Source organism: Dactylosporangium sp. NPDC051485 (assembly GCF_040682015.1).
Classification (GTDB): Bacteria; Actinomycetota; Actinomycetes; order Mycobacteriales; family Micromonosporaceae; genus Dactylosporangium.
Genome location: NZ_JBFAZW010000076.1, coordinates 31,050 through 57,090 on the forward strand (window position 1 = coordinate 31,050; position 26,041 = coordinate 57,090).

18 protein-coding genes and 1 pseudogene are annotated in these 26,041 nt (G+C 73.2%); 7 read left to right on the forward strand and 12 right to left on the reverse strand.

Annotated features, from left to right (window positions below):
• Positions 1-1,095: HAMP domain-containing protein (locus AB0M46_RS34695; protein ID WP_363343106.1), on the reverse strand; the 1,095-nt coding region annotated here is incomplete at its 3' end.
• A gap of 91 nt (positions 1,096-1,186) precedes the next feature.
• Here AB0M46_RS34695 and AB0M46_RS34700 point away from each other — a divergent pair.
• A complete protein-coding gene (locus AB0M46_RS34700; RefSeq protein ID WP_363343108.1) occupies positions 1,187-3,124 on the forward strand; it encodes a SpoIIE family protein phosphatase in 1,938 nt (645 codons plus the stop codon).
• Here the strand turns inward: AB0M46_RS34700 and AB0M46_RS34705 are convergent.
• The 4 genes from AB0M46_RS34705 to AB0M46_RS34720 all read right to left on the reverse strand — a co-directional run bounded on the left by AB0M46_RS34705 (position 3,121) and on the right by AB0M46_RS34720 (position 8,228).
• Positions 3,121-4,875 carry a mannosyltransferase family protein gene (locus tag AB0M46_RS34705; RefSeq protein ID WP_363343110.1) on the reverse strand — a complete coding sequence of 585 codons (1,755 nt, stop codon included), beginning with the start codon at positions 4,873-4,875 and terminating at the stop codon, positions 3,121-3,123. The genes AB0M46_RS34700 and AB0M46_RS34705 overlap by 4 nt on opposite strands.
• Positions 4,862-5,332 carry a PH domain-containing protein gene (locus tag AB0M46_RS34710; protein WP_363343112.1) on the reverse strand — a complete coding sequence of 157 codons (471 nt, stop codon included), beginning with the start codon at positions 5,330-5,332 and terminating at the stop codon, positions 4,862-4,864. Before AB0M46_RS34710 ends, AB0M46_RS34705 begins: the two co-directional genes overlap by 14 nt.
• Before the next feature lie 524 nt (positions 5,333-5,856).
• Complete coding sequence (mqnP, locus tag AB0M46_RS34715; RefSeq protein ID WP_363343114.1) at positions 5,857-6,771, reverse strand: menaquinone biosynthesis prenyltransferase MqnP; 915 nt, start codon at positions 6,769-6,771, stop codon at positions 5,857-5,859.
• A complete protein-coding gene (locus AB0M46_RS34720; RefSeq protein WP_363343116.1) occupies positions 6,768-8,228 on the reverse strand; it encodes a menaquinone biosynthesis decarboxylase in 1,461 nt (486 codons plus the stop codon). Before AB0M46_RS34720 ends, mqnP begins: the two co-directional genes overlap by 4 nt.
• Positions 8,229-8,441: 213 nt before the next feature.
• Between AB0M46_RS34720 and AB0M46_RS34725 the strand changes: the two genes are divergently transcribed.
• Complete coding sequence (locus AB0M46_RS34725) at positions 8,442-10,001, forward strand: LPXTG cell wall anchor domain-containing protein (RefSeq protein ID WP_363343118.1); 1,560 nt, start codon at positions 8,442-8,444, stop codon at positions 9,999-10,001.
• 68 nt (positions 10,002-10,069) lie between these two features.
• Positions 10,070-10,702, forward strand: coding sequence for a UbiX family flavin prenyltransferase (locus tag AB0M46_RS34730; protein WP_363343120.1), 633 nt, complete (start codon positions 10,070-10,072; stop codon positions 10,700-10,702).
• Here the strand turns inward: AB0M46_RS34730 and AB0M46_RS34735 are convergent.
• Positions 10,665-10,892 carry a BldC family transcriptional regulator gene (locus AB0M46_RS34735; protein WP_363343122.1) on the reverse strand — a complete coding sequence of 76 codons (228 nt, stop codon included), beginning with the start codon at positions 10,890-10,892 and terminating at the stop codon, positions 10,665-10,667. The two genes, AB0M46_RS34730 and AB0M46_RS34735, sit on opposite strands and share 38 nt — an antisense overlap.
• Positions 10,893-11,077: 185 nt before the next feature.
• Here AB0M46_RS34735 and AB0M46_RS34740 point away from each other — a divergent pair, with 185 nt between their 5' ends.
• A complete protein-coding gene (locus tag AB0M46_RS34740; RefSeq protein WP_363343124.1) occupies positions 11,078-11,524 on the forward strand; it encodes an Lrp/AsnC family transcriptional regulator in 447 nt (148 codons plus the stop codon).
• A gap of 6 nt (positions 11,525-11,530) precedes the next feature.
• Here AB0M46_RS34740 and AB0M46_RS34745 read toward each other — a convergent pair whose 3' ends face one another.
• From AB0M46_RS34745 to AB0M46_RS34760, 4 genes are all read right to left on the reverse strand, one after another.
• Positions 11,531-12,136: a putative glycolipid-binding domain-containing protein gene (locus AB0M46_RS34745; RefSeq protein ID WP_363343126.1), complete on the reverse strand. Its 606-nt coding sequence runs from the start codon at positions 12,134-12,136 to the stop codon at positions 11,531-11,533.
• Between the two features lie 45 nt (positions 12,137-12,181).
• A complete protein-coding gene (locus tag AB0M46_RS34750; protein WP_363343142.1) occupies positions 12,182-13,471 on the reverse strand; it encodes a DEAD/DEAH box helicase in 1,290 nt (429 codons plus the stop codon).
• A 132-nt stretch (positions 13,472-13,603) separates the two neighbouring features.
• Positions 13,604-18,892: a hypothetical protein gene (locus AB0M46_RS34755; protein ID WP_363343128.1), complete on the reverse strand. Its 5,289-nt coding sequence runs from the start codon at positions 18,890-18,892 to the stop codon at positions 13,604-13,606.
• Between the two features lie 200 nt (positions 18,893-19,092).
• Positions 19,093-20,607: an NlpC/P60 family protein gene (locus AB0M46_RS34760; protein ID WP_363343130.1), complete on the reverse strand. Its 1,515-nt coding sequence runs from the start codon at positions 20,605-20,607 to the stop codon at positions 19,093-19,095.
• A 302-nt stretch (positions 20,608-20,909) separates the two neighbouring features.
• Here AB0M46_RS34760 and mqnE point away from each other — a divergent pair, with 302 nt between their 5' ends.
• The 3 genes and pseudogenes from mqnE to AB0M46_RS34775 form a co-directional block, all read left to right on the forward strand.
• Entirely contained in the window at positions 20,910-22,079 is a 1,170-nt protein-coding gene (gene mqnE / locus AB0M46_RS34765; protein ID WP_363343132.1) for an aminofutalosine synthase MqnE, read from the forward strand.
• 18 nt (positions 22,080-22,097) lie between these two features.
• Positions 22,098-22,379 (forward strand): DUF4229 domain-containing protein, encoded by a 282-nt coding sequence (locus AB0M46_RS34770; RefSeq protein ID WP_363343134.1) that lies wholly within the window; start codon positions 22,098-22,100, stop codon positions 22,377-22,379.
• 221 nt (positions 22,380-22,600) lie between these two features.
• Positions 22,601-23,692, forward strand: a pseudogene (locus tag AB0M46_RS34775) (M14 family metallopeptidase); the annotation flags it as partial.
• Here AB0M46_RS34775 and AB0M46_RS34780 read toward each other — a convergent pair.
• Both AB0M46_RS34780 and AB0M46_RS34785 read right to left on the reverse strand, forming a co-directional pair.
• Entirely contained in the window at positions 23,692-24,444 is a 753-nt protein-coding gene (locus tag AB0M46_RS34780) for a VOC family protein (RefSeq protein WP_363343136.1), read from the reverse strand. The pseudogene AB0M46_RS34775 and the gene AB0M46_RS34780 overlap by 1 nt on opposite strands.
• A gap of 28 nt (positions 24,445-24,472) precedes the next feature.
• On the reverse strand, positions 24,473-26,041 hold a 1,569-nt coding region (locus tag AB0M46_RS34785), incomplete at its 5' end, for an AAA family ATPase (protein WP_363343138.1).

Sequence of the window (26,041 nt, forward strand, 5' to 3'; positions counted from 1 at the left end):
GGTGACCTGGGCCTGGCCGCCGAGCTTGCCTTCGGTGCCGACCTCGCGGGCCACGCGGGTGACCTCGTCGGCGAACGACGAGAGCTGGTCGACCATCGTGTTGACGGTGTCCTTGAGCTCGAGGATCTCGCCCTGGGCGGCCACCGTGATCTTCTGCGACAGATCGCCCCGGGCCACGGCGGTGGCCACCTGGGCGATGTTGCGGACCTGGCTGGTCAGGTTGGACGCCATCGAGTTGACGTTGTCGGTCAGGTCCTTCCAGGTGCCGGCCACGCCCGGCACCTCGGCCTGACCGCCCAGCTTGCCCTCGGTGCCGACCTCGCGGGCCACCCGGGTCACCTGCTCGGCGAAGATCCGCAGCGTGTCGACGAGCGAGTTGATCGTCTCGGAGAGCTCGGCGATCTCGCCCTTGGCGCTGACCGTGATCTTCTGCGAGAGGTCGCCGTGGGCCACGGCGGTCGCCGCGGCGGAGATGGAGCGCACCTGGCCGGTCAGGTTGGCGGCCATCGAGTTCACCGAGTCGGTGAGGTCGCGCCAGGTGCCGGCGACGCCGGTGACCTGGGCCTGGCCGCCGAGCTTGCCTTCGGTGCCCACCTCGCGGGCCACGCGGGTCACCTCGTCGGCGAACGAGGAGAGCTGGTCCACCATCGTGTTGACCGTGCGGCCGATGGTCAGGAACTCGCCGCGCAGCGGCCGGCCGTCGATCTCCAGAGCCAGCTTCTGCGACAGGTCGCCCTCGGCCACCGCGACGATCACGCGCGCGATCTCGGTGGTCGGGCGGCCCAGGTCGTCGATGAGCGAGTTGACCGCGTTGATGCGGTCGAGCCACGCGCCCTCGACGCCCTCCTCGTCGAGCCGCTCGGTCATGCGGCCCTCGCGGCCCACGACCCGGCTGATCCGCAGCAGGTCCCGGGTGTGCCGCAGCTCCATCTCGGCGAGCCGGTTGAAGCGCTCGACCACCTCACCCGGCAGCCCGTCGCGCCGGCTGAGCCGGATCTTCAGGTCACCGGCGGCGAGTCGGTCGAGCGCGGCGGACAGCTCCTCCAGCAGCAGCGTTTCCGGACTCTTCCGAGTGACTTGTTCGACTGTGGTCATGACGTCTCCACCGGTGTCGGGGCAGGCGGTGTCCACCCATCGTCGTCCTTCAGGTTGGATTGTTACCACCGTTGCGTGGAGACTGCGATATGTGACAACCCAGACCGTCCGGAGGCTCAGGCTCCCGGCCGACCATAGCTCTCCCGGTCTGGCCCGCGAGGCGATCCGGACGATCGCCCACGAACGGGATCTCGGCGGCATTCTGGACGAAGCCCTGTTACTTGTCACCGAGCTCACCACGAACAGCGTCGTGCACGCCGGCACCGAGGTCGACCTGGAGATCACGGCCGCCGACGGCACGCTCACGGTGGCCGTCCTCGATTTCCGCCCCGGCGCTATCGTGCGCTCCTTCCCCGAGCCGGTCACCGGTGAGCTGCCAGAGCGCGGCCGGGGGCTGCTGCTCGTGGAGCAGATCGCCACCGCCTGGGGGACGATGCACTTCTCCGGCGGCAAGGGCGTGTGGTTCCGCCTCGACGTCGCGCCCGGCCGGCGGATCGGCGCGCCGGCCCTCGACCTGCCCTCCGCGATCGACGCGCTGACCTGGTCGGGTCGGGGTACCTCGCTGGAGGAGCTCGCCGAGGAGCTGCTGAGCCGGCTGAGCCAGGCGATCGGCGCGCAGGGCGCCGCGCTCACCGTTGACGAGGGCGACGGCCCCCGCACCGTCGTCGCGGTCGGCCGGACCGGCGGCTCGCTGGACGGCGGCCGCCGGGTGCCGCTGCGGGTCGCCCGGCCGTGGCGGGCCGACCTGCTGGTGGCCGGGGGCGCCGGCAACCCGCTGACCAGGCCGCTGACCGCGCTCGCCGCCGACCGGCTGACCCTGCTGGTCGAGAACGACCGGCTGCGCCAGGCCGACGCCGAGCGGCGGGCCTGGCTCACCTTCCTCGCCGAGGCGAGCGAGCTGCTCGCCCAGTCCCTCGACGTCGAGCTGACCCTCGCCCTGATCCCGCGGCTGGTCGTGCCGCGGCTCGGCCAGTGGTGCGCGATCCACTCCGCCGACGCGGGGGGCGAGCTGCGCCTGGCCGCCCTCGCGCACGCCGACGAGTCGAGGACCGGCGACCTCCGCGACGCCCTCGACCAGGCGACGCCGCAGCTCAAGGAGGCGATGGGGACCGACGCCGTGGTACCGCTGGGGCCTCCCCTGGAGGGCTACGTCGTCGCCCTGATCGCGCGCAGCCAGCACCTCGGCACGCTGACCGTGGGCGGACACCGCGACACCTGGCAGCGCGCCGAGGAGGTGGCGGTCGTCGAGGACGTGGCCCGCCGCGCGGCGCTCGCGATCGACAACGCCAACATCCACGCGGAGCGGCGCACGGTGGCCCAGACCCTGCAGCGCTCGCTCCTGCCGCCCCAGCTGCCGAAGGCCGAGGGGGTGGAGTTCGGCGCGGAGTACGTGCCGACCGGCGAGGGCGTGGACGTCGGCGGGGACTTCTACGACGTGGTGCCGCTCTCGGCGCGCCGCTGGCTGGTGGTGGTCGGCGACGTCTCCGGCAAGGGCGTGCAGGCCGCGACCGTGACCGGGCTGGTCCGCGACGTGACCCGGGTGCTGGTGCGTGACGGCCGGCCGCTGCCCGAGGTACTGCTGCGGCTCAACGAAACCCTGCTCGAGCGCGGCGGCGGCCGGTTCTGCACACTGTGCCTGGCGCAGGTGCTGCGCCGCCCCGACGGGCGCCTCGACGTGACGCTGCACCTGGCGGGCCACGACCAGCCGGTCCTGCTGCGGGCGGACGGCCGCACGGAGCTCGTCGGAGCCTGCGGTACCGCCCTGGGCCTGCTCGACACCATCAACACCCCGCGCGCCCAGATCCTGCTCGACCCCGGCGACGCGCTGATCTTCTTCACCGACGGGGTCACCGAGCGGCGCCGGGGCATCGACCTCTTCGGCGTCGAACGGCTCCGCGACGAGGCCGCCGGCCTGGCCGGCTTCCCGGCCGACGTGGTCGCGGCCCGGCTGCGGGCCCGCACCCTGAGCTTCTCCCCGGAGCCCCCACGCGACGACATCGCCATCTTCGCGGTGCGCAACGACGGCTAGGCCACCCAGCCGCTGTGCAGGAAGTGCGCGGCCAGCACGCCCTGGGTGCCGAGGAACGCGGCCAGGAGGGCCCGGTCCAGCCAGGGGCGGCCGCCGATCTTGCCGAGCATCAGGAACGCCGGGAAGATCTCCAGGCCGATGCGCGAGGTGGACAACAGCGGGTACGGGATGTCGTGCGTGTACCGGCTCGGAAAGCTGATCATGAAGACCAGCAGCGCGGCGCCGAGCAGCGGGAACAGCATCTGGTCGCGGCGCAGTCGCCAGGGGCCGGCCAGGGCGAGCACCAGCAGTACACCCAGGAGCACGACGGTGGCGAGCTCCAGCAGGTTGTGGGCCCAGACCTCGGTGAACCACGGGCCCGGGTGCCTGGCGGCGTCGATCGGGGCGCGCCAGGGCCAGGCCGGATGGCGGCCCCAGTGCGTGGCCTGGGTGTGGGAGAAGGCGAGCGGGTCGCGGTACGCGAACCAGTCCGCGGCCATCACCGCCCCCAGGCCGGCGGGGATGAGGAGGATGGCGAGCGCGCCCCAGTGCCCGCCCGGCCGCCGGACGCGTCTGCCCGGCTCGGCGCCGGGTGCTCGCCGTTGCCGCGGCCCGGGCTCGGCCGGGTGCCCGCCGGCCGCCTGCGCCCTGCGGTGGGCGTTGGCCGGCCAGTCGGCGCGGGTCTTGCGGTTCCGGTCGATCGGGCCGCTCTCGCGGTCCCGGTCGATCGGGCCGCTCTTGCGTGTCACGCCGATTGCCGCGAAAAGCGGATTTATCAGCATTTTTTGCCAGGCTCGGACGGCGTGGGTGCCCACGTAGGACGGGCGGTTGACGAGGTGCCGGGCCCGGACATACGCGCGGGTACGGAAGTAACTCTGCGATCGGAACCAGGCCCGCGGGCGGAGCAGGTCGTGGGTGCGGGCGTACTCGAACGCGAAGGCCAGGACCAGCAGGATGCCGGCCGAACGGGCTGTCGCGGCCAGGGCGCCCAGCGCGCCGGCTCGCCACCAGTGCTCGCGGCGCAGGCAGTACACCGCCGCGACCAGCAGCGCGATGAACAACCCCTCGTTGTAGGCGGCGCTGAGGAAGAAGCCGGTGGGGAAGGCCACGAGGTAGAAGACCGTCCGCCCGGCCGCGGCCCGGTCCAGCTCGTGCTCGGCCAGGCGGAAGAGCAGGACCAGCGCGGCGAGCAGGGCGGTGTTGGCGACCAGGAGCGCCGCCGCCCACGGACGGCCGAGGCACAGCGGCGTCACCAGCCGGATCATCACGGGGTACAGCGGGAAGAACGCCGCCGGCGACGCATCCGCGGCCCGCTGGTACCCGTGTTCGGCGATCGCGGTGAACCAGGGCGAGTCGTACTGGGTGGCCCAGAGCCGGGCGACCTGCCGCATGGAGCGCCCCGGCCCCTGGTCCCCGATCCAGGCGGAGGCCGAGACGGCGGCGAGGCCGACCTTGCTCGCCGTGAACACTCCGAGCCCGGCGAGGCCCGCCCGCCGCCACGGCCGATCGCGGGCCTGGTCGCGTGGGTGTGCGCCGGCCGGGCGCGCGAGCGCGTCGAAGCCGAGGGTCGCCAGCAGCGCCCGCCGCCAGCCTCCTTCGCCTGCTTCCGCCGGGGGCCCGCCCGCTCGGCCTTCGGTGCTGTGGCCGCTCCCGGGCGGCGATTGCGTGCCGGAAAGGTCCGCCTCGGGGGCGGTCAGGGCCGTCTCGCCCGCAGCGGTGTCGCCGAGGGTCGCGGGGCGCTCCTGCCGCCTCGGCCGGTCAGCCGCTCCCACCGGTGGTCCGGATGCGATCGAGCTCCTCGGCCACGTCAGCCGGGCGGGCGTGCAGGTCGTGGGTGCTGAGCAGGTGCAGCGTGTCGCCGGTGTCGATCTCCAGCAGTTCGCCGCGCAGGCCGCCGCGGCTGCGGGCCTCCACGCGGATCCGCTCGACCTGCGACCACTCCACCCGGCGGTGGCCGGCGTAGCCGGTGACGACGGTGAGGCCGTGCTGGTCGGCGGCGAGCCGGACCGGGGCGAGCACGTCGCGCAGGGCGTAGCCGCCGGCCACCACCGCGGCGACGATCGCGGCGCTCAGCGCGGCCCGGTCCTCGGCGAAGAACGCGGCGGCTAGCGCCAGCACCACGGTCACGGCGCACTTGAGCGCGGTGAAGCCGGGCGAGACCCGCCAGCGCCCGTCGGAGGGCGGGGCCGGCGCCGGCTGCTCGTGCTCGGAGAAGGCACCGCTGCGCATCTGCACACCCCTACGATTACGCGACCCGGCCGCCGTGCACGGAGTAAGCGGCGAGAATCGCCTGCTGTATGAGAAAGAGGGCGAGCGCGACCCGATCGACGACCGGGCGCACGCGCCGATCCGGCCCGGAAGCCTGAACGCCAACGGCCTGTGAGCGTAGTGCATCGATATCGGGGCCGAGCCGTCGACGAGCACCCTCGCCGACTGCCCCGCCCGAAGCCCGGTACACGCCTGTGCCGGCCGCCCGGAGCCCAAGGCCGCAGGACGCCCGCCGCAGGACCCCGGCCGGGGCCTGGCGGCTCGGCCCGCGGACCCGCCGGAGGCCCGGAGCCCGGGTCCGTCCGCGGCGCGGCGTGGTTCGCGGGCCGGCCGGAGGTCCGGAGCCCGGGTCCGGCCGCGGCGCGGTTTGCGGGCCGGCGGAAGGTCCGGAGTCCGGGTCCGGCCGCGGCGCGGCGTGGTTTGCTTGCCGGCCGGAGGTCCGGAGTCCGGGCGGGCCCGGTCTGCGGCACCGCCCGGGGCTCGTGTCAGGGCCGCAGACCGCCGCGCACGACCAGGTCGAGCAGCGCGAACACGAACAGCACGATCCCGACGAAGCCGTTGGCGGTGAAGAAGGCCCGGTTGACCCGCGAGAGGTCGCCGGGGCGCACGATGGCGTGCTCGTAGACGAAGACCACCGCGGTGACCGCCAGGCCGATCCACCACAGCCAGCCGAGGCCGACCAGCTGGCCGAACCACACGAAGAGGCCGAAGGTCACCACGTGGGCGGCGCTGGACAGGTGCAGGGCGAACGGCACGCCGTAGCGGGCCGGCACCGAGTGCACGCCGATGCGGCGGTCGATCTCGGTGTCCTGGCAGGCGTAGATCAGGTCGAAGCCGCCGATCCACAGCCCGACCGCGGCCCCGAGCACCCAGGCCGGGCCGGAGCCGTGCAGGGCGCCGGTGACCGCCAGCCAGGCGCCGACCGGGCCGACCAGCTGGGCCAGGCCGAGGATGGCGTGCGGCCAGTTCGTGAAGCGCTTGCCGTACGGATACACGATCAGCGGCACCACGGCCAGCGGGGCCAGCGCCAGGCAGAGCGGGTTGAGCAGGGCGGCGGCGCCCAGGAACACGACCAGGGCGACGGCCGCGCCGGTCCACGCGGTGCGCACGCTGACCGCCCCGGTGACCAGCTCGCGGCCGGCCGTGCGCGGGTTCCGCGCGTCGATCTGCCGGTCGATGATCCGGTTGGCGGCCATCGCGAACGTGCGGGCGCCCACCATGGCGATCGTCACCAGCAGCAGGTCGAGCCAGCCGACGCGGGGCGTGCCGGCGTCGCCGGCCGTGGTCATCGCGGCCAGGGCGGCCAGGAAGGCGAACGGCAGCGCGAACACCGAGTGCTCGATCGCGACGAGCCGCAGGAACGCCTTGACCCGGCTCGGGGGTGCCTCAGTGAGCGTCACTTGAACCCATACTCTCTCCAGCGCTTGTCGACCCGCGCGACGATGTCGGGCGACATGACCATCTCTTCCGGCCAGCCGCGATGGTAGCCCTCCGACGGCGTCTTGCGCGTGGCGTCCAGGCCGGCCTTGCCGCCCCAGAACTGCTGGTAGGAGGCGTGGTCGAGATGGTCGACCGGGCCCTCCGTGAGCAGCAGGTCGTGGGCGTAGTCGACGTTGCCGAAGGCCCGGAACGCGACCTCGGCGTAGTCGTGGACGTCACAGTCCTCGTCGACCACGACGATGAGCTTGGCCAGCGAGAGCAGGTGGGCGCCCCAGACGGCGCTCATCACCTTCTGCGCGTGCTTCGGATAGCGCTTGCGGATCGAGACGATCACGCAGTTGTGGAACACCCCGGCGGCCGGCAGGTCGTAGTCCACGATGTCCGGGATCAGGAGCTTGAGCAGCGGCAGGAAGATCCGCTCGGTCGCCTTGCCCAGGCCGTGGTCCTCCTGCGGCGGCTTCGACGTGATGATCGAGTGGTAGATCGGGTCGCGGCGCATCGTCATGCACTCCACGTGCAGCACCGGGAAGTCCTCGACCGGGGTGTAGAAGCCGGTGTGGTCGCCGAACGGGCCCTCCGGCAGCCGCTCGCCCGGCTCGAGGTAGCCCTCCAGCACGATCTGGGCGCTGGCGGGCACCTGGAGCGGCACCGTCAAACAGTCGACCATCTCGACCCGCTCTCCGCGCAGGAAGCCCGCGAACAGGTATTCGTCGATGTCGGAGGGCAGCGGGGCGCTGGCCGTGTAGGACACCACGGGGTCGGCGCCGATCGCGATCGCCACGGGCAGGCGCCGGCCGAGCCGCTCGGCGACCGCGTGGTGGGCCGTCGAGTCCTTGTGGATCTGCCAGTGCATGCCCAGCGTGTTGTGGCTGTGCTGCTGCAGGCGGTAGAGGCCGAGGTTGCGCTTGCCGGTCTCGGGGTGCTTGGTGTGGGTCAGGCCGAAGTTGTGGTAGATCCCGCCGTCGTCGGGCCACACCTGCAGGCCGGGCAGCCGGTTGAGGTCCACCTGGTCGCCCCTGAGCACGACCTCCTGGCACGGCGCCGTCTTCACTTGCTTGGGCGGCACGGACTTGAGCTGCATGAGCTTGCCGATGCCGTCGCGGATGCCGGCCCAGCCGACCGGCAGCTCCGGCTTGAGCAGGGCGCCGATCCGCTCGCCGACCTCGTTGAGCGACTCCACGCCGAGCGCCATCGCGGTGCGCCGCTCGGTGCCGAAGAGGTTGATCGCGACGGGCATGTCGCCGCGGGTGGGCCGCTCGAAGAGCAGCGCCGGGCCGCCGGCCCGCACCGTGCGGGTCACCACCTCGCTGATCTCCAGGTGCGGGTCGACGGGCGCGGCCACCCGATGCAACTCGCCCGCCTTCTGCAGGGCGGTCAGGAAGTCGTTGAGGTCTGCATAGGGAAATCCGCGCGCCATGCCGCCATCCTCCCAACCGGGTACGACATTTCCCGCGGCGGCCTCCGTCTGGAAGCCGAACCTCATCCGAACGGCTCGTCCGGCTCGGCCGATCGGCGGCGTTCAGGGACAGTGAGCATCTTTCGTTTTCGTTAGGCTGCCGCCCGTCACGGCCCGCGGCCCACCGCCGCACCGGGCCGAGCAGCTTCGAATCTCCCACGATCGAGGATTCGCATGCCTTCAACCAAGCGCGCCCGGGCACTGGGCCTCGGCGCCGCCCTCGCTGCGGTGACGCTCGCGGTCGCCCCCGCCGGGCTGGCCCACGCCGAGGACTCCCCAAGCCTCCTGGCCAGCCCGGTCACCTCCACGATCTCGGTCGGCGCCGGGAACGGCAAGGTCGTCTACGTCGACGTGTTCGCGCACAACGCGGTCAACCCGGTGCTCACCATCGACTTCAGCGCGCTGAAGATCGCCACGGTCGTCCCGCTGATCGACGAGTGCAAGGCCGCCGCCGCCAAGGTCACCTGCACGCTGCCCGACGGCAGCTATGACGGCGCCATGGTCCCCTTCACGATCAAGGCCGTGAAGGGCGCGCAGAACGGCCAGGAGGGCACGTACACGATCGCCACCAAGGCCGACAACGTCCCGGGGAACCAGAGCGAGGCCCACGTCAAGATCGCCGACGGCGTCGACCTCGTCGCGGTCGACGAATCGGACGGCGAGAAGCCGGCCAAGCCCGGCGACGTCGTCTGGATGCCGGCGACGTTCTACAACGCGGGCAACCAGGCGGCCGACCACGCCGCCTTCACGTTCAGCTTCGACAACGGCATCGTGCCCGACCAGTACGAGGGCTGCACCTACGGCACCACGGCCTTCGGTGGCACCACCGTCACCTGCCCGCTCGACGAGCCGCTGCAGCCGGGCATGGTCGTCACCTTCGTCACCGATGACGGCACCGAGAAGGGCCACCGTGGCATGGCGGCCAAGGTCACCGCCGACGCGTACGGATCTAAGGCGGCCGACTTTTTCGCCGACCCCGGGGCCGAGGAACAGTCGCGCGCCCTGGCCCGCAGCCGCACCCAGAAGGCAACCTCCGGCAAGAAGTTCAGCACCCTCGCCGTGCAGCCGGTCAAGGACATCAACGACTTCGATAACTACGCGACCTACATGTGGAAGATCGGCAACCGTGTCGACGTCGCCTCGATCGGCGCCACCGCATCCGGCAAGGTCGGAGACGTCGTCAAAATCAACATCGGGATCAAGAACAACGGCCCGGCCGCGCTGGACGCCGAGCGCACCGGCGGCGAGCCCTCGTGGGAGTACGACTTCGTGGTGCCGGACGGCACCGAGGTCGTCCTCGTGCCGGACAACTGCTCCGCCTGGTGGCACGAGAGCGACGGCGACCATTTCGAGCCGAAGCTGCCCGGCAAGCGGTTCTACGCCTGCTTCAACTACGAGCAGGTGTTCAAGCCGGGCGGGGAGTCGCACGCCGAGTTCAGCTTGAAGATCACCGAGGTGATCGCCAACGCGACGGGCACGGTGTCCTTCACCAACCCGTTCGCCAACCCGGCCGAGCGCCACGACGACAACCCGGCGAACGACCTGGCCGAGGTCGTCATCAACCCCAAGGCCGGCGGTAGTGGCGGCGGCGGTGCGCTGCCGCTGACCGGCGCGAAGGTTGCCGGCATGGCCGGGGTCGGCGCGCTGTTGCTCGTCGGCGGCGTGGTCCTCTTCCTGGTCTCCCGCCGGCGCCGGGTGGTGCTCGTGACGCCCGAGGACGGCGGCATCGAGTAACGAGCAACACGCCATCATCGCGGGGCGGCGTCCAAAGGGGCGCCGCCCCTTCGTGGCAGAGTTGGGGCGTGCAGCAGCGCAGGCCGTGGGTCGTCGGGGTGTCCGGGGCGTCGGGCACGCCATACGCGGCGGCCGTCATCCGGGCGCTGTTCGACGCCGGCGAGGCCGTCGACCTCGTCGTCTCCCGCGCGGCCCGGCTCACCGTGCTCGACGAGACCGGTGTGTCGTTCCGCGACGCGCACTGGAAGGACGACCTCGCCGCGTGGCTCGGTCGCCCGCTGGATGGCGCGGACGTGACCTATTGGCCGGCCGGCGACCTTGCCGCCGGTCCGAGCAGTGGGTCCTACCCCGTCAAGGGCATGCTGGTCGTGCCGGCCAGCACGGCCGCCTGCGCCGGCATCGCCATCGGACTGTCCAAGGACCTCCTTCAGCGCGCCGCCGAGGTGAACCTCAAGGAGCGCCGCCCGGTCGTGGTCGTGCCACGCGAGACCCCGGTGACCCGCAGTCACCTGGAGCACCTCATCGCACTACACGACGCGGGTGCGGTGATCCTGCCCGCGAGCCCCGGCTTCTATGCCGCCGGAGCCGCGGCCACGGCCGCGCAGCTGGTCGACTTCGTCGCCGGCAAGATTCTGGACGCCGCCGGCGTGTCGCACAGCCTGTTCACTCGTTGGTCGGGTGAGCTCGGCCATTCCCGTTAGAGGTGTCATCCAGAGTCTCGTCGCCCTCGAGCAACGCTCTCACCTCCGATTCCCGGAACCGCCGGTGTCCACCCGGGGTTCGGATGCTACTGATCCGGCCGGCCGCGGCCCATCGCGTCACCGTCTTCGGGTCGACGCGAAACAAGGCAGCGACTTCACCGGGCGTCAGCAGACGATCTCCCGTCTCCACGGCCCCTCCTTTACCCTGGGTGGCTCGCCGGGCCCGCGCACCCCCATGCTGCGAAGCTGAAAGCGCGAGTCATCCTGGGATGTAAGCCCATTACAGCACCGCTGTCGTGCCGTGTCCGGGAAACGAGGAAAACGCACTTCTGGGCAATTAGCTGTGTTAAAACCCGGACCGTTAGGCTTGTCGCGATGGATGCGATCGATCGTCAGCTCATCGACCTGCTCCGGGACAACGCCAGGCTTCCATATGCCGAGCTCGCCCGGAAGGTCGGCCTCTCCGCCCCGGCCGTGCACGAACGCGTCGGCAAGCTTGAATCCTCCGGGGTGATCCGGGCCTACCGCGCCGAGGTGGAGCCCGAGTCGCTGGGCCTGCCGCTGACCGCCGTGATCGGTATCGTGCAGGACAGCAGCGGCGACACGGACGCCGTCCTCGACGCACTCCGGACCCGCCAGGAGATCGAATCCTGCTACTTCATGGCGGGTGAGGAATCGTTTTTGTGCAAGGCGCGGGTGAAAAACATCGGCGACCTGGAACGGCTCATCGTCGACCTCAACCGGGTGAAGGGCGTGGCCCGGACCCGCACCACCATCGCGCTTTCCACGAAATGGGAGGGGCGGATCCAGCCAGCTGGCTGAGCGCCATCAGGCGAGACTGGCAAGGCCCGGGTACTCCGCGATGTAGCCGTCGCCGGTGAGCTCCAGGTCGGCGGTGAAGTTCTCCGAGCGGTACCGCACGAGCCGCGGCCCGAGCACCTCGTAGCTCTGCTCGAGGGGGAGGACGGCGAGGCTTGGTAGCAGTACCCATGCGGCCTCGATCTGTGCCTTGGTGCCCTGCGCGGCCTGCAGCAGACCCAGGCGCCGCACCGGCAGCGTGTTGGTCAGCGGCGAGTTGTACAGGTCGACGTCGAGGACCGCGTGGAGCCGGTCCGGATCCTCGATGCCCGGCAGCGGCGCCGTGGGCAGGACCGTCTCCAGGTCGCCGACCTCGCTGGTGGTGACCCGCCAGCGGCCGGCCGCCCGCTCCATGCGCAGCGTGCGCAGCCAGCCCGCGCCCTCGACGACCACCTCCAGCCGCGTGCTGGCCCAGGACTCGTCCGTGTACAGCTCGTAGCGACAGGTGTACAACGCGTTGTCGGCGGCGAACGTGACCCCCTTGGCGCGCAGTCCGCGCCTATCGTCGAGGGTGACGAACTCGCCGCCGGCGGTGTCGATTCGTTGCCAGGCGAACGCCCGCGGTAGCACGGTCATGCCGGGACCGTATCCGACCGCGGGCATTTACGCCTCGCTCTGTCGCTAACGGCTGCGAGGCGGTCGCCGATCGTTCACCCGCCGCCGGTGCGCGGGGTGATTGGCAACGGCGTGGTTGGCGGAGGGGCCCGGCGCGGAGATGCGCACCGGCACGCCACTGGGCTGGCGGGCGCCGGTGACCTCGGCCAGCGCCGGGTCGCCCGCGCGCACGCGCAGCTCGGTGGGGGTGACCCCGGCCTTGGCCAGCAGCGCCGCCGCCCGCCGCCGCTGCCGGGGCAGCACCAGCGTCACGACCGTGCCCGCCGCCCCGGCCCGCGCCGTGCGCCCGGCCCGGTGCAGGTAGTCCTTCTGGTCGCGGGGCAGGTCGACGTGCACGACCAGCGACACGTCGTCGATGTGGATGCCCCGGGCGGCCACGTCGGTGGCGACCAGCACGTCGACCGAGCCCTCGCGGAACTCGGCCAGCGTGCGCGTGCGCACCCGCTGCGTCTTGCCACCGTGCAGCGCACCCGCCCGCACGCCGACCTTGGCGAACTGCTCGACCAGCTCGTCCACGGCCAGCTGCGTCTTCACGAAGAGGATCGTCCGGCCCTTCCGGGCCGCGATCGAGGCGGCGATCGCCACCTTGTCGTGCGGGGGCACCAGCAGTACGTGATGATCCATGGAACCGACCGAGGCCACCGGCGGCTCGATCGAGTGCGTGACCGGGTCCACCAGGAAGCGCGTGACCAGGGCGTCGACGTCCTTGTCCAGGGTCGCGGAGAACAGCAGTCGCTGCCCGCCCTGCGGCGTCTGGGCCAGGATCTCGGTGACCTCCGGCAGGAAGCCCATGTCGGCCATCTGGTCGGCCTCGTCGAGCACGGCGATCTCCACCGCGTCGAGCCGGCACGCACCGCGCTTGACCAGGTCGCCGAGGCGCCCCGGCGTGGCCACGAGGACGTCCACGCCGCGCTCCAAGGACCAGATCTGGCGGTCGTACGGCACCCCGCCCACGGCCGTCTTGCAGAACAGGCCGAGCGTCTTGGCCAGCGGGGTCAGCGCGTCGTTGACCTGCATCGCCAGCTCGCGGGTGGGCACCAGGACCAGCGCCTTGGGCGCGTGCGGCCGGGAGCGGCCGGAGGCGGCGAGCCGGGCCAGCATCGGCAGGCCGAACGCGAGGGTCTTGCCCGAGCCGGTGCGCCCGCGGCCGAGCACGTCGCGGCCGGCGAGCGCGTCCGGGACGGTCGCCGACTGGATCGGGAACGGATCGGTGATGCCCTGGTCGGCGAGCGCCCGCACCAGCTTGGCAGGCAGGCCGAGCCCGGCGAAACCGGGATCTGCGGCTTGTTCGAACAGCGATGCGTCTTGTTCGAACAGTGAAGGGAACGAACTGGGGTCAGCGGGCAGCAACGAGCTGGGACCTTCCGATTGGAGAACGGCTCAGCGTAGCCGATCCCGGGGGCGCGGTCCCAGCCGTGGTGCTGCGGCTCACTTCCTCTTCGGCACGCTGTTGAACGTGTCGTTCATGAAATCCTTGGCGAAGGTGACGGCGAAGTACCCGCCGACCAGTAAAACCACCACCAGCACCGCGATGATGATGATCACCCGCAGGTTGCCGGACCGGGCCGGCTCCTCGTCGTCATCATCGGTCTCCGCGGTGCCCTGACTCAGGATGTGCCCGGTGAGCGAGCCGGAGATCTCGAGCGGACTGCCCCCGCCGCCGGTCGAGTCGGACGACAGTGCCACGCCGTCCTTCCCGCCGTATACGGTGCCGGCGGAGGCCCGCTCGCTGCGGGCCCACTTCTCATAGGCGCCGGCCGCGGGGGCCGGCTCGGTTGCCTCCTCTAAGGCAGGCTCCTCGTCGGGCGGAGGGATGGCCGGGGGCTGCTGGTGCTCCGGCGCGGGCTGAGCGGGCGCCCCGGTCGACGGGTAGCCGCCGCCCGGCGCGCGGTTGGCCGGCGGCGGGAAGTCCCCGCGACCGGGCCAGTTCTGCGGTGGTACGTCATGATCCTTGCTCTCCGTTCCAGGTGCACCGGCCCCGGGCATCGGCGGCGGGGTCCACGCCACCGGCTCGGCCCCCCACGCCTGCGATCCAGGCGACCCAGGCGGCGCGGCCGGCGGAGTCGCGGCCGGCGGCTGTCCCCAGCCCTGCTGGGCCGGCGGGGTGGAAGTCGGCGGTTGGCCCCAGCCCTGTTGCGCGGGTTGCGCGGGCGGGGTGGATGTGGGCGGCTGTCCCCAACCCTGCTGGGCCGGCGGGCTCGAGGCCGGTGGCTGTCCCCACCCCTGCTGCGCGGGCGGGGCGGACGCGGGCGGTTGCCCCCAGCCCGGCTGGGCCGGCGGGGCGGACGCAGGTGGTTGCCCCCAGCCCGGCTGGGCCGGCGGGGCGGACGCAGGTGGTTGCCCCCAACCCGGCTGGGCCGGTGGGGCGGACGCGGGCGGCTGTCCCCAGGCCTGCTGGGCGGGCGGCGTCGACGCCGGCGGCTGGCCCCAGCCCGGCTGCGCGGGCGGTGGCGTCCAGCCCTGCTGGGCGGGCTGCTGCTGCCCCCAGGCCGGCGGTTGCCCCGGCTGCGCGGGCGGCGGCTGCCAGCCTTGATGGGCCGGCGGGGCCGAGGCGGGCGGCGGCTGCCAGCCCGGCTGCTGCGGGTGGCCGCCCGGCTGCTGCCAGCCCTGCTGGGCCGGCGGCGGGTTCCATCCGGGCTGGTGCGCGGGCGGCGCCGAGGCGGGCGGCTGCCCCCAGCCCGGCTGCTGGGCGGGCTGCCCAGGCTGCCCGGGCGGCGGGTTCCAGCCCTGCTGCGCCGGCGGGGGCGCCTGCCAGCCCTGCTGCTGCGGGTTCCATCCCGGCTGGCCGGGCTGCGGCGGCTGCCCCGGGTGCCCGCCCTGCTGGGCCGGGTACCCCGGCTGACCCGGCTGTCCTGGCTGACCGGGCGCGCCCCAGCTCTGCTGGCCGGGGAGCGGCGCGACGTACCCGGGCCGCGGGTTCCACCCCGGCTGGGCGGGCTGGATCTGCTGCCACTGCGGCGGTTGAGGCTGCTGCGGCTGCCCGGCCCCGCCGGGCGAGTCGTTGTGGCCCCAGGGGTGCTCTGCGGACGGCGTCGTGTACGAGGGCGCCGCCGGGGACCCGGCAGCCTCCCCGCCCGCCTTGCCGCCCTGGTCGTCGTCCTGCGCCGCCTCGCCCGGCAGCGCCGGAGGCTCCTCGGCCACGAGGAACGGCGAGCTGGACACCGGCGGGGGCGTCTGGTCGCCGCCGCCGAACGGAGCCGCGGGCCGGGCGTCGGGCACGCCGTAGGCCGGCTCGTCGTTCCCCCCGAAGGAGGCCGCAGGCTGGGCGTCCGGCATGCCGTAGGCCGGCGCGTCGTTCCCCCCGAACGCGGCGGCGGGTCGGGCGTCGGGCAGGCCGTAGGCGGGCGGGGTTGCTCCGCTGGTGGGTGCGGCCGGTGGGGTGCCGTAGGCGGGCGCGTCGTTGCCGCCGAAGGAGGCCGCGGGCCGGGCGTCCGGCATGCCGTAGGCCGGCGCGTCGTTCCCCCCGAAGGGAGCCGCGGGCTGGGCGTGCGGCATGCCATAGGCCGGCGCCGACGGGGCGTCCGGACCGGGCGCGGCCGCGCCGGAGGTCGGCGCCGTCGGCAGCGGTGGGGGCGTGCCGGGCAGCGGCGGCGGACCGGCGGTCGCCCCGGGCACCGGCGGCAGCTCGCTCGGCAGCGGCGGCGGCGTCGCCGATCCGGGCAGCGGCGGAGTACCGGGTAGCGGCGGAGGAGTGCCGGGGAGCGGCGGCGGCGTGACGGCCGACCCGGGCAGCGGCGGCGGGGAGTCGGGCAGCGGCGGCGGCGTGAACGCCCCTGGGAGCGGCGGCGGGGTGGCCGAGCCTGGCAGGGGCGGTGGCGCGGCGACCGATCTGGGCAGCGGCGGCGGGGTGGCCGAGCCCGGCAGGGGCGGCGGTGTAGCCGAGCCTGGCAGGGGCGGTGGCGTGGCGACCGACCCGGGCAGCGGCGGCGGCTGGACCGCGCCGAACGGGGACGCGGGCGGGGCGTCGGGGCCGCCGTACGCGGGCGCCGAGGGAGCGTCCGAGGCCTGGAACGGACCGGCCTGCAACGGACCGGCCTGGAACGGACCTGGCTGGAACGGGCTGGGCTGGAACGGGCCGCCCGGCTGGAACGGCGACGGCGACGGGAACGGCTGGGGCTGCGGACGCGGGGTCGGCTCCGGCTGGGGGAGCGGCTGGGGCTGCGGGTGCGGGAACGGGTCGGGCGTCGGCTCCGGGTGCGGCGTCGGCTCCGGCTGGGGGAGCGGCTCGGGCTCGGGCGCCGGCGGGTACGGGTGCGGGATCGGCTCCGGGGCCGGCGACGGCGGGAACGGGGTGGGCTCCGGCGTCGGGATCGGCTCGGGGCTCGGGAACGGCGACGGGGCCGGACCCGGGATGGCCGGATCGGCGGGCTCGTCCTCGTCGGGCTCCGGCTCCGGCTCGGGCGACCGGCCCGGCTCGGCCGGCGGCGTCGCGTCAGCCGAGGGGATCGCCGCGGCCCACGGGTCGGCGGAGGGGGCCGGCTCGGACGGCGAGCCTGTGCCGGCGGACGGCGTTGAGCTGGACGGCGCGGCCCACCGGTCGGCGGAGGGGGCCGGCCCGGACGGCGAGCCTGTGCCGGCGGACGGCGTCGAGCTGGACGGCGCGGCCCACCGGTCGGCGGAGGGGGCCGGCCCGGACGGCGAGCCTGCGTCGGCGGACGGTGCCGAGCTGGACGGTGCGGCCCACCGGTCGGCGGGTGAGACCGGGCTGGCGGCGGGCGGGGTGGTGCCGGGGGCCGACGGGTCGGTGCCGCCGGCGCGGTACACCGTCGGGGTGGCCGTCGCGGCGCGGGCGGCCTGGGCGGCCTCCTCGGCGCTGACCGTGTGCAGGCCGGGGACCGAGGCGCTGGCCCGGGCGGCCGCGGCGCCCGCGCCGGCCCCGGCGATGAAGCCGGCGGCGATGCCGGCCCTCGACTGGGCGCCCGGCAACGATGTGTCCGGCTGGGCATCGGCGGGGGCGAGCGGGTCGGAGGCCGGAGGAAGAGCGGAGGAACGGGCCGCGAGCGGCTCGGGGGCCACCGGCGGCGGGTACGTGCCCGGGAACGCCGGCGGCTCGGCGGCGGCGGGCTCCGGGGTCGCCGGCCGGCCCTGCACCGCGAACGGGTGGCGGATCGCCGGGGGCTCGGGCGCTGACGGCTCGGGGAGCGGGTACGCGGCCGGGGCGGGCACCACCAGCGGCTCATCGGCGGCCGACGGCTCCGGGATGGGCGGCGGGTAGGCAGCCGGGGCCGGCACGGCCGGCGGCTCGGGGGCCAGGGCCTCGGACAGCGGGTAAGCAGCCGGGACCGGCGGTTCGGAGGCCAACGGCTCGGGCAACGGGTAAGCGGCCGGGGCCGGCACGGCCGGCGGCTCGGAGGCCAAGGGCTCGGCCAGCGGGTAGGCCGCTGGAGGCTCGGCGGGCGAGTAGGCGGCCGGGGGCTCGGCGGGCGGTTCCGGGGCGGCCGGCGGGGTGGCCTGGGCGGCCCACGGCAGGGCGAACGCGTCCCAGGAGGACTCGGCCGGCGGGCGCGGGGCACGCACGCGGCTCGGCAGCGGCGTGGACTCCTCGTCGGCCTGCGACGCGAGGAACGGGGCCTGCCCGGCGGCCGAGGGCTCCTCGGCGGCCACCGGGGCCGGCTCGAACGGTGAGGGCTGCTGGAACGGGGCCAACGGCGGGAACGGCTCGGCGCTCAGGGAGGCGGGCCGGAGCAGGTCCGAGTCGCTCCCGGCGGACGGGGTGCCGGAGGTGTCCGCAGGGGCGGGGATGGGGCCGGAGTCCGCCTCGGAGTAGACGCCGGCGCGGTAGGTGCCGGCCTCGTGGCGTACCTCTTGGAAGGCACCCTGCGGGGTGCTGATGCCGGCGACCGTCGCGCGGCCCACGATCGGGGTCAGCGGGGTGTTGGCGTCGGGGGAGTCCAGGTCCGCGGCCGGGGCGAAGCCGTCGACGGGTGCGGGGCCGAACGGGTCGGCCAGGCCGCCCGAGTCCTCGTCCTCGTTGCGCGGGGCCGGCGGGGGGAGCGGGGCCGGGTCGGTGGGGGGCGGGCCGTACACGTCCGCGGCCGGCGCCAGGCTCGGCAGCTGGAAGGCCGGGGCCCCGCCGACCGATGCGGAGATCACGGCCTCGTCCGGGTCCGGTGCGGGCGGCGCGCCCCACGACGAACCCGAGGCCGAGGGGGCTCCGGGCTGGGCGCCGGCGAAGGGCTCCGAGGTCGGGACCGTGAACGGCGAGGGCGCGCCCGCGGCAGATTCCGGCGAAACGGGCGAAGACGAGACAGGCGCGGAGGAAACCGGCGCAGAAGAAACGGGCACGGAGGAAATCGGTGCGGAAGAGACGGGCGCGGAGGACGGGGAGGGCGACGGCGCGGCGGCAGGGCCCGGGTCGGCGAAGGCGGCCATCAGGGCCGCGACCTCCGGGTCGTCCTCCTCGTCGGAGCCCCCAGCCGACTCGAACGGGTTGGCGCCGGGCCACAGCGCGCCGTCGACCGGCGTCGGCGGCGGCTCGTAGGCCTGGCCCGGGAGCTCATCGTCGCCCGGCTCCGGCGGGAGTTCGGCGCCGACCGGCGGCGGTGGCGGCAGCGGCGGCAGGTCGGCGGCGTCCTCGGGTTCGGCCGAGGGCTCAGCGGACCGCCCGGCCGAGGAGCCGGTCGGTGAAGAAGTCAAAGCAGAAGCGGAAGAAGAAGACGAGGAGTTGGGCTGTACCGCCTCGCCGTAGGCGCCGTAACGGGGTTCCCGTTCGTCCATCGTTCGCCTCCATGAACCGGTTGCCCTCGCGGGCGTCGTCGCGCGACCGGCGGGCCCCCGCTCCGTCGGTCAACGGGTCCACGGTGCCACATCGAGTCACGCAACGCTGGATCGGAGTGCGTCGGGTTTTGGATCTGGAACCGCGAGATCGAGCCGTCTGGCCCGCGGTCACCGAGCCGGGGGTCGGCGCCCGAAAAGCGTCAGCCGCCGGAGGCGCTCACCGAGGTCTGGGCCTTGGCGCTCGTGCTGGCGGGGGCGGAGTGATCGGCGGTCGCGGAGGTTGACGTCTGGGCCGGGGGCGGGTCGCTCGGCTCCTTCGACGGCGGCTTGGACCCGCCCGTCGGCGGCGTGCTCGGCGTGGTCGGGTCCGGCGAGGGCGTGGTCGGGTCGGGCGAGGGCGTCGACGAGGTCGACGGGTCGGGCGACGGGGTCCCGCTGCCGGTCGCGGTCGGCGTGGGCGAGGCGCTGCTCGACGGGGACGGCGAGGTGGAGCCGCCGCCCGCCGGGGGCGTGGTGGTCGAGCCGCCCGCCGGCGGGGTGGTGTGCGTCGCGTTGGGGGCCGGCACGGCGTCGAAGATCCGGGTGGCGCCGAACAGGCGGGACCAGCGGACCTCGGCGATCTTGACCTTCTGGCCGCTCGTCGGGGCGTTGACCATCTTGCCGCCGCCGATGTAGATGCCCATGTGGTAGATCGTGCGCCAGTCGCTCATGTCGGTGGCGAAGTACACCAGGTCGCCGGGGAGCAGCTGGTCGCCCGGGCTCTTCTTGCTCGGCTGGATCGCGTGCGTGCCGTGGTACATGTCGGCGGCCACGCGCGGCACGCGCACCCCGACCTGGCCGTAGGCCCAGTAGGCCAGGCCCGAGCAGTCGAACGTGTCCGGGCCCTCGTCGCCCCAGACGTACCAGGCGATGCCGACCTTGCTGAGGGCGAGGTTGAGCGCCCGGATGGCGTTGGGGTGCGCCACCTTGCCGTCGATGACCGGGCTGTCGACCAGGCCGGGGGCCAGCGCCTGCTCGGCGCGGTCCTGCTGGGCCTCCAACTGCAGCACCAGGGCCTCGTTCGCGGCCCGCAACTGGACGTACTGCGCATTCCGGGCCTGGAAGTCGGTGTCGATCGGCGTGTACGTCGTCTGGGCCGACTGCACGGCGAACTGGGCGGCCTGCACCTCCTGGCGCGCGGCCGACTCGGACTGCTGGGCGAAGAGCAGGTCGCGGGCGGCCTGCTGGTCGCCGCCCTGGCTGCCCAGGCCCGGCGCGAGCAGGCCGAACTTGTGCAGGTCGTTGGCGTAGCTGTCGAGCGGGCCCAGGCCGGTCGCGCGCTTGTATGCCTCGGCGGCGGCCGAGTCGGCCTTCTCCTTGAGGTCGGTGACCTTCTGGCTCGCGGCGGCGAGCTTGGCCTGGGCGTCGGTCAGCGAGTTCTGCGCGGCGTCGAGGTCTTGGGAGGCCCGGTTGCGTTTCTCCCCCAGCTGGGCCACGGCCAGCTCGAGCTGGGCCAGCTCGGCGGCCTTCGGCCCGGTCAGGGTGCCCGTGGTGGCGGCCGGCGGGGCGGTGGTGGCCCCGGTGCCGGGCAGCAGCAGTTGGCCGGAGGCGACCGGGCGGGAGCCGGTGTCAGGGACGTCGCCGGTCGGGTCGGCGTAGGCCGGCCGCGCGACCAGCGAGCACAGCATCGTGCAGACGACGGCGGCGGTCACCATCGGGCCGCGGCGCAGCCGCAACCCCGAGAAGACACGCGCCCGGACAACCTGCTCAGCCTGCTCCTGCCGTGGCGGTGAAACCGGGAGATCACCCGGAAAAGCCGCCCTCAGCACCAGCCCGCTCATCGCCACCGTCCCCAGTCGGTTAGCCACGCCAATGGTCGATCACTGTCGATCGATCAGTCGGTCTGCCGCCCGACCGTGTTCCTGCCCACTTTTTCTTACCGCACGGAAGCAACGTGCGTCGAGGGGTGATCAATGTCGACTTCGTCGAAGGTGGGTGAATGCGAGACGAACGCCGCGTCCGACGTACGCTGGGCGGCGTGGATGCAGGGTTGAAGCGCGAACTCGAGGCCAAGGTCACCGCCGGGGAGCGGCTCAGCAGGGAGGACGGGATCGCCCTCTACGAGAGCGACGACCTCGTCTGGCTGGGGCGCCTGGCCCACCAGGTGCGGACCGAGAAGAACGGCGACCGGGTGATGTTCAACGTCAACCGGCATCTCAACCTGACCAACGTCTGCTCGGCCAGCTGTGCGTACTGCTCTTTCCAGCGCAAGCCGGGCGAGAAGGACGCCTACACGATGCGCATCCACGAGGCCGTCGCCAAGGCCAAGGAGATGGAGGGCGAGCAGCTCACCGAGCTGCACATCGTCAACGGCCTGCACCCGACGCTGCCGTGGAAGTACTACCCGAAGGTCCTGCGCGAGCTGAAGGGCGCCCTGCCCGGGGTCAACCTCAAGGCGTTCACCGCGACCGAGATCCAGTGGTTCGAGAAGATCTCCGGCCTGCCCGCCGACGAGATCCTCGACGAGCTCATGGACGCCGGCCTGGAGTCGCTGACCGGTGGCGGCGCGGAGATCTTCGACTGGGAGATCCGCCAGCACATCGTCGACCACGCCACCCACTGGGAGGACTGGTCGCGCATCCACCGGCTGGCCCACAGTAAGGGCCTGCGCACGCCGTCGACCATGCTCTACGGGCACATCGAGGAGCCCCGTCACCGCGTCGACCACGTGCTGCGGCTGCGCGAGCTGCAGGACGAGACCGGCGGCTTCACCGTCTTCATCCCGCTGCGTTACCAGCACGACTTCGTCGACTCGGCGGACGGCAAGGTCCGCAACCGGCTGCAGGCCCGCACCAAGATGGCCTCGCCGGCCGAGAGCCTCAAGACCTTCGCGGTCTCCCGGCTGCTCTTCGACAACGTGCCGCACGTCAAGTGCTTCTGGGTCATGCACGGCCTGTCGGTGGCCCAGCTGTCGCTGAACTTCGGCGTGGACGACCTGGACGGCTCGGTGGTCGAGTACAAGATCACGCACGATGCCGACAGCTACGGCACGCCCAACACCATGCACCGCGAGGACCTGCTCAACCTCATCTGGGACGCGGGCTTCCAGCCGGTCGAGCGCAACACGAAGTACGAGATCGTGCGCGAGTACGACAAGCCGACCCCCCAGGCGCAGCGCCGCGCCGAGCCGCAGCAGGTCTGGGCCTGACGTTACGCTGGGTGCATCATGACGCCGTTTCTGAAGTACTCGCTCGCCCGGCTCGGGCTGTTCGGCCTCGTCGCCTGCGTGATGCTGGCCGTGCCGCTCGACATCAGCGCGTTCCTCAAGCTGATGATCGCCCTGCTGATCACCGCGCCGCTGGCCTACTTCCTGCTGGCCGGGCTGCGCGCGCAGGCGGCCGAGCACGTCGTCGGGATCACCCAGCAGCGCTCCGAAAAGCGTGAACGGCTGCGCGCCGCCCTCAATGGGGATGATGATGGGGGTGAAAGCGCCACCAAATCGGACTAAAGCCACTTAATCCTTGGATGGTGCACGGTCACGTCCAAGGGGGCTTGTTCATGGGTCGAAGGATCCTTCCGATGCTGGCGCTGACGGTCGTGGGGGCGGTGACGCTCGTCTCGGCCACCTCTGCTGGGGCGAGTCCGACTAATCCGATTTATGCGCAAAAATCGGCACCGTACGTCGTCGTCGGCGTCGTGGACCAAGGCGACAGCGTGCGGATCGGCCGTACCGGCGCGGCAATCGACAGCGTCGAGGACGGGCGCGCCAACATCACGGCCACGCCGGCCGAGGCGCGCAAGATCGAGCGCCTCGGCTACCGGGTCATCAAGACACGGACCGAAGGCTTCCCGGTCGCCGACTCCGCGTACCACGACTACGCGGAGATGCACGCCGAGCTCGACAAAGTGGTCAAGGCCCACCCGGCGATCGTGCGGAAGCTCAGCCTCGGCAAGTCGTACGAGGGCCGGGACATGCCGCTCATCAAGATCTCAGACAACGTGGCCGTCGACGAGGACGAGCCCGAGATCCTCTACGCCGCCCACCAGCACGCCCGCGAGCACATCACCGTCGAGATGGCGCTGTACCTGGTGCACCTGTTCGCCGACAACTACGGCAAGGACGCCCGGATCACCCGCCTGGTCAACAGCCGCGAGATCTGGATCGTGCCGGACATGAACCCCGACGGCGGCGAGTTCGACACCGCCGGCGGGCGCTACCACAACTGGCGCAAGAACCGGCAGCCGCTCGGGCAGAGCTACTACGGCGTCGACCTCAACCGCAACTGGGGCTACAAGTTCGGCTGCTGCCAGGGCTCCTCGTCGAACGTGGCCTCGGAGACCTACCGCGGGCCGTCGGCCTTCTGGGCGCCGGAGACGCAGAGGCTGCGCGACTTCGTGTTGAGCCGGCGCATCGGCGGTAAGCAGCAGATCACGGCCGCCATCGACTTCCACTCGTACTCCGAGCTGGTCCTCTGGCCGTGGGGGTACACCCAGGAGCCGACCGGCTCCGGCCTGAAGGCCGACCAGCAGAGGACGTTCGCGGCCCTGGGCACGCTCATGGCCAAGAGCAACGGCTACACGCCGGAGCAGTCCAGCAGCCTGTACATCACCGACGGCTCCGTCATCGACTGGCTCTGGGCCACGCAGGGCATCTGGGCGTACACCATCGAGATGTACCCGAACTCGCCCGAGCGGGGCGGCTTCTACCCGCCGGGGAGCGTGCTGGCCGCCGAGACCGTGCGCAACAAGGAGGCGAGCCTGCTGCTGGCCGAGTACGGCGACTGCACCTTCCGCGTCATCGGCAAGCATGAGCGGTACTGCTAGAACATCCAGTCCTCGGTGAGCTCGATCACCGCGAAGTGGCCTCCGGCCGGGTCCGCCACCCGCGCGTAGTACCCGGCCGAGGCCGCCTGCGGGCGCCGGGCCACGCTGCCGCCCAGCTCCACCACCCGCTCGCAGGCGGCGGCGCAGTCCGCCACCATGAAGCAGGCCGTCCAGTGGTCGGGCACGCCCGGCGGGAAGCGGTGGTCGATCGGCACCAGGCCGCCGACGGTGTCGTTGAGGTGGTGCAGCTCGAAGTACGGCTCGCCCTCGCTGTCGGCCTCGACCGTGTGCCAGCCGAAGACCTCCTTGTAGAAGGCGCCGGTCGCGTCGAGGTCGTGCGCGGCCAGCTCGTACCAGCAGATGGCTCCCGGCTCGAAGGAGACCTGGGCGCCGCCGAACCGGCTGCGCAGCCAGGTGCCGAAGGTCGCGCCGCCGGCGTCGGAGAAGGTCGCGGCGGTACCGAGGTCGCGCACGCTGGCCGGCGGCACCCGCACGGCGCCGCCGCAGCGCTCGACCACCGCCGCGGTGCCGGCCGGGTCGTCGGTGGAGATCGAGATCAGCCAGGCCGCCGACCGGTCCGGGCGCCCGGCCCGAAGGCCCGCGGCGGCCCGCCCGTTCAGCGTGAAGTGCCCGTCGCCGTTGCGCGCCCAGCCGAACAGCCCGGCGTAGAACTCGGCCGCCGCCTCCACATCCGGGCTGACAAGCTCCGCCCAGCACGGCGTGCCAGGCGCGTAACCCCGAACTCGCATGTCCGAGATCCTGACATCCGCCCGCTCGTCAGGACAATCCGTCCAGCGGGGCGGGAAGCGGCCGCGAATGCAGCACGTCCAGCCGGGAGACGGCGCGGGTCAGCACGACGAACAGCCGGTTGAGCCCGCGCGGCTCGGCCGCCACGATGTCGGCCGGCTCGACCACGATGACGTGGTCGTACTCCAGACCCTTGGCCAGCCCCGCCGGCAACACGGTGACCCTGGCGGCACCGTCCGTGTCCTGCGGCCCGGCGAGCGCGATCCCCGCTCCTCGCAGCGCCTCGGTCAGCCCGTCCACGGCCGCGTCGGCCGCGATGACGCCGACCGAGCCCGGCTGGCCCAGCGCCGCGCGGGCCGCGTCGATGACGGCCTTGTCGATTTCCGCAACGGTACTGAGGGTCAGCGCGCCGTCCGTGCGCAGCGAGCGCGCCGCGGGCACGTCCACCCCCAGGGCCGGCAGCAGCCGGTTGGCCAGCGCCACCACCGCCGCGGGCACCCGGAAGCCGGTCGTCAGCGGCACGACCCGGGCCCCGGGCTTGCCCAGGTGCGCCAGCAGCGTGCCCCAGTCGCGGGCGGCCCACGGCGCGGTGCCCTGCGCCAGGTCGCCGAGCAGCGTGATCGACCCGTGCTCGCTGCGCCGGGCCAGCACCCGGGCCTGCATCGGGGAGAGGTCCTGCGCCTCGTCGACCACGACGTGCCCGAACGACGGCACCCGGTCGATGAGCCCGGCCGCCTCGTCGATCAGCACGGCGTCGGCCGCGCTCCACTTCGCCGACTTGGCCGACTTCGGCGGCTTGGCCCAGCGCAGCGCCTCCCGCTCGGCCTCGTCCAGCAGCTCGTCACCGGGGCCGGCTTCGGGGCTGAGGCTCGGTTGGGGGCTGGGGCTGGCTTGGGCGCTCGGGCCGGATTGGGGGCTGGGGCCGGGGTTGCTGAGCACCTCGAAGACCAGCTGCTCCGGCGTGCAGGCCGGCCAGACGTGGTCGAGCACCTCGACGACCGGCGCCGCCTTGCCCATCCGCCGCTGCCAGCCCTCGCTCGGCGAGTCCCCGCGCCGCGCCTCCGACTGGCGCATGAGCAGCGAGACGATCCGCGCCCGCACCCGCTCCCGCCCGAGCGCATACGGCGGGGCCTCCCGCCGCACGTCGTCGACGACCCGCCGCAGCGCCTCGACCGAGATCCGCCACCGGTACGACCCGTCGGCCACGGTGAGCGGCGCCTCGGGCCGCTGGATCTTGCTCAGTAGGCGCTTACGCAGTACAAGGGCCATCTTCTCGTGGTTTTTCACCGCCGCCGCCACGTCGGCGTCGACCGCCTTGACCGGCGTGCTCAGCAGCCCGTCGATCGTCGACTGCCGCACCTCGAGCTCCCCGAGGGTGGGAAGGACGCTGGCGATGTACTGCAGGAATGCGCTGTTCGGCCCGACGATGAGCACCCCGGCCCGGCGCAGCCGCTCGCGGTGCAGGTAGAGCAGGTACGCGGCCCGGTGCAGCCCGACCGCCGTCTTCCCGGTCCCGGGCGCCCCCTGCACGCAGATCGACTCGTCGATCTCGGCCCGTACGAGTGCGTCCTGTTCGGGCTGGATGGTGGCGACGATGTC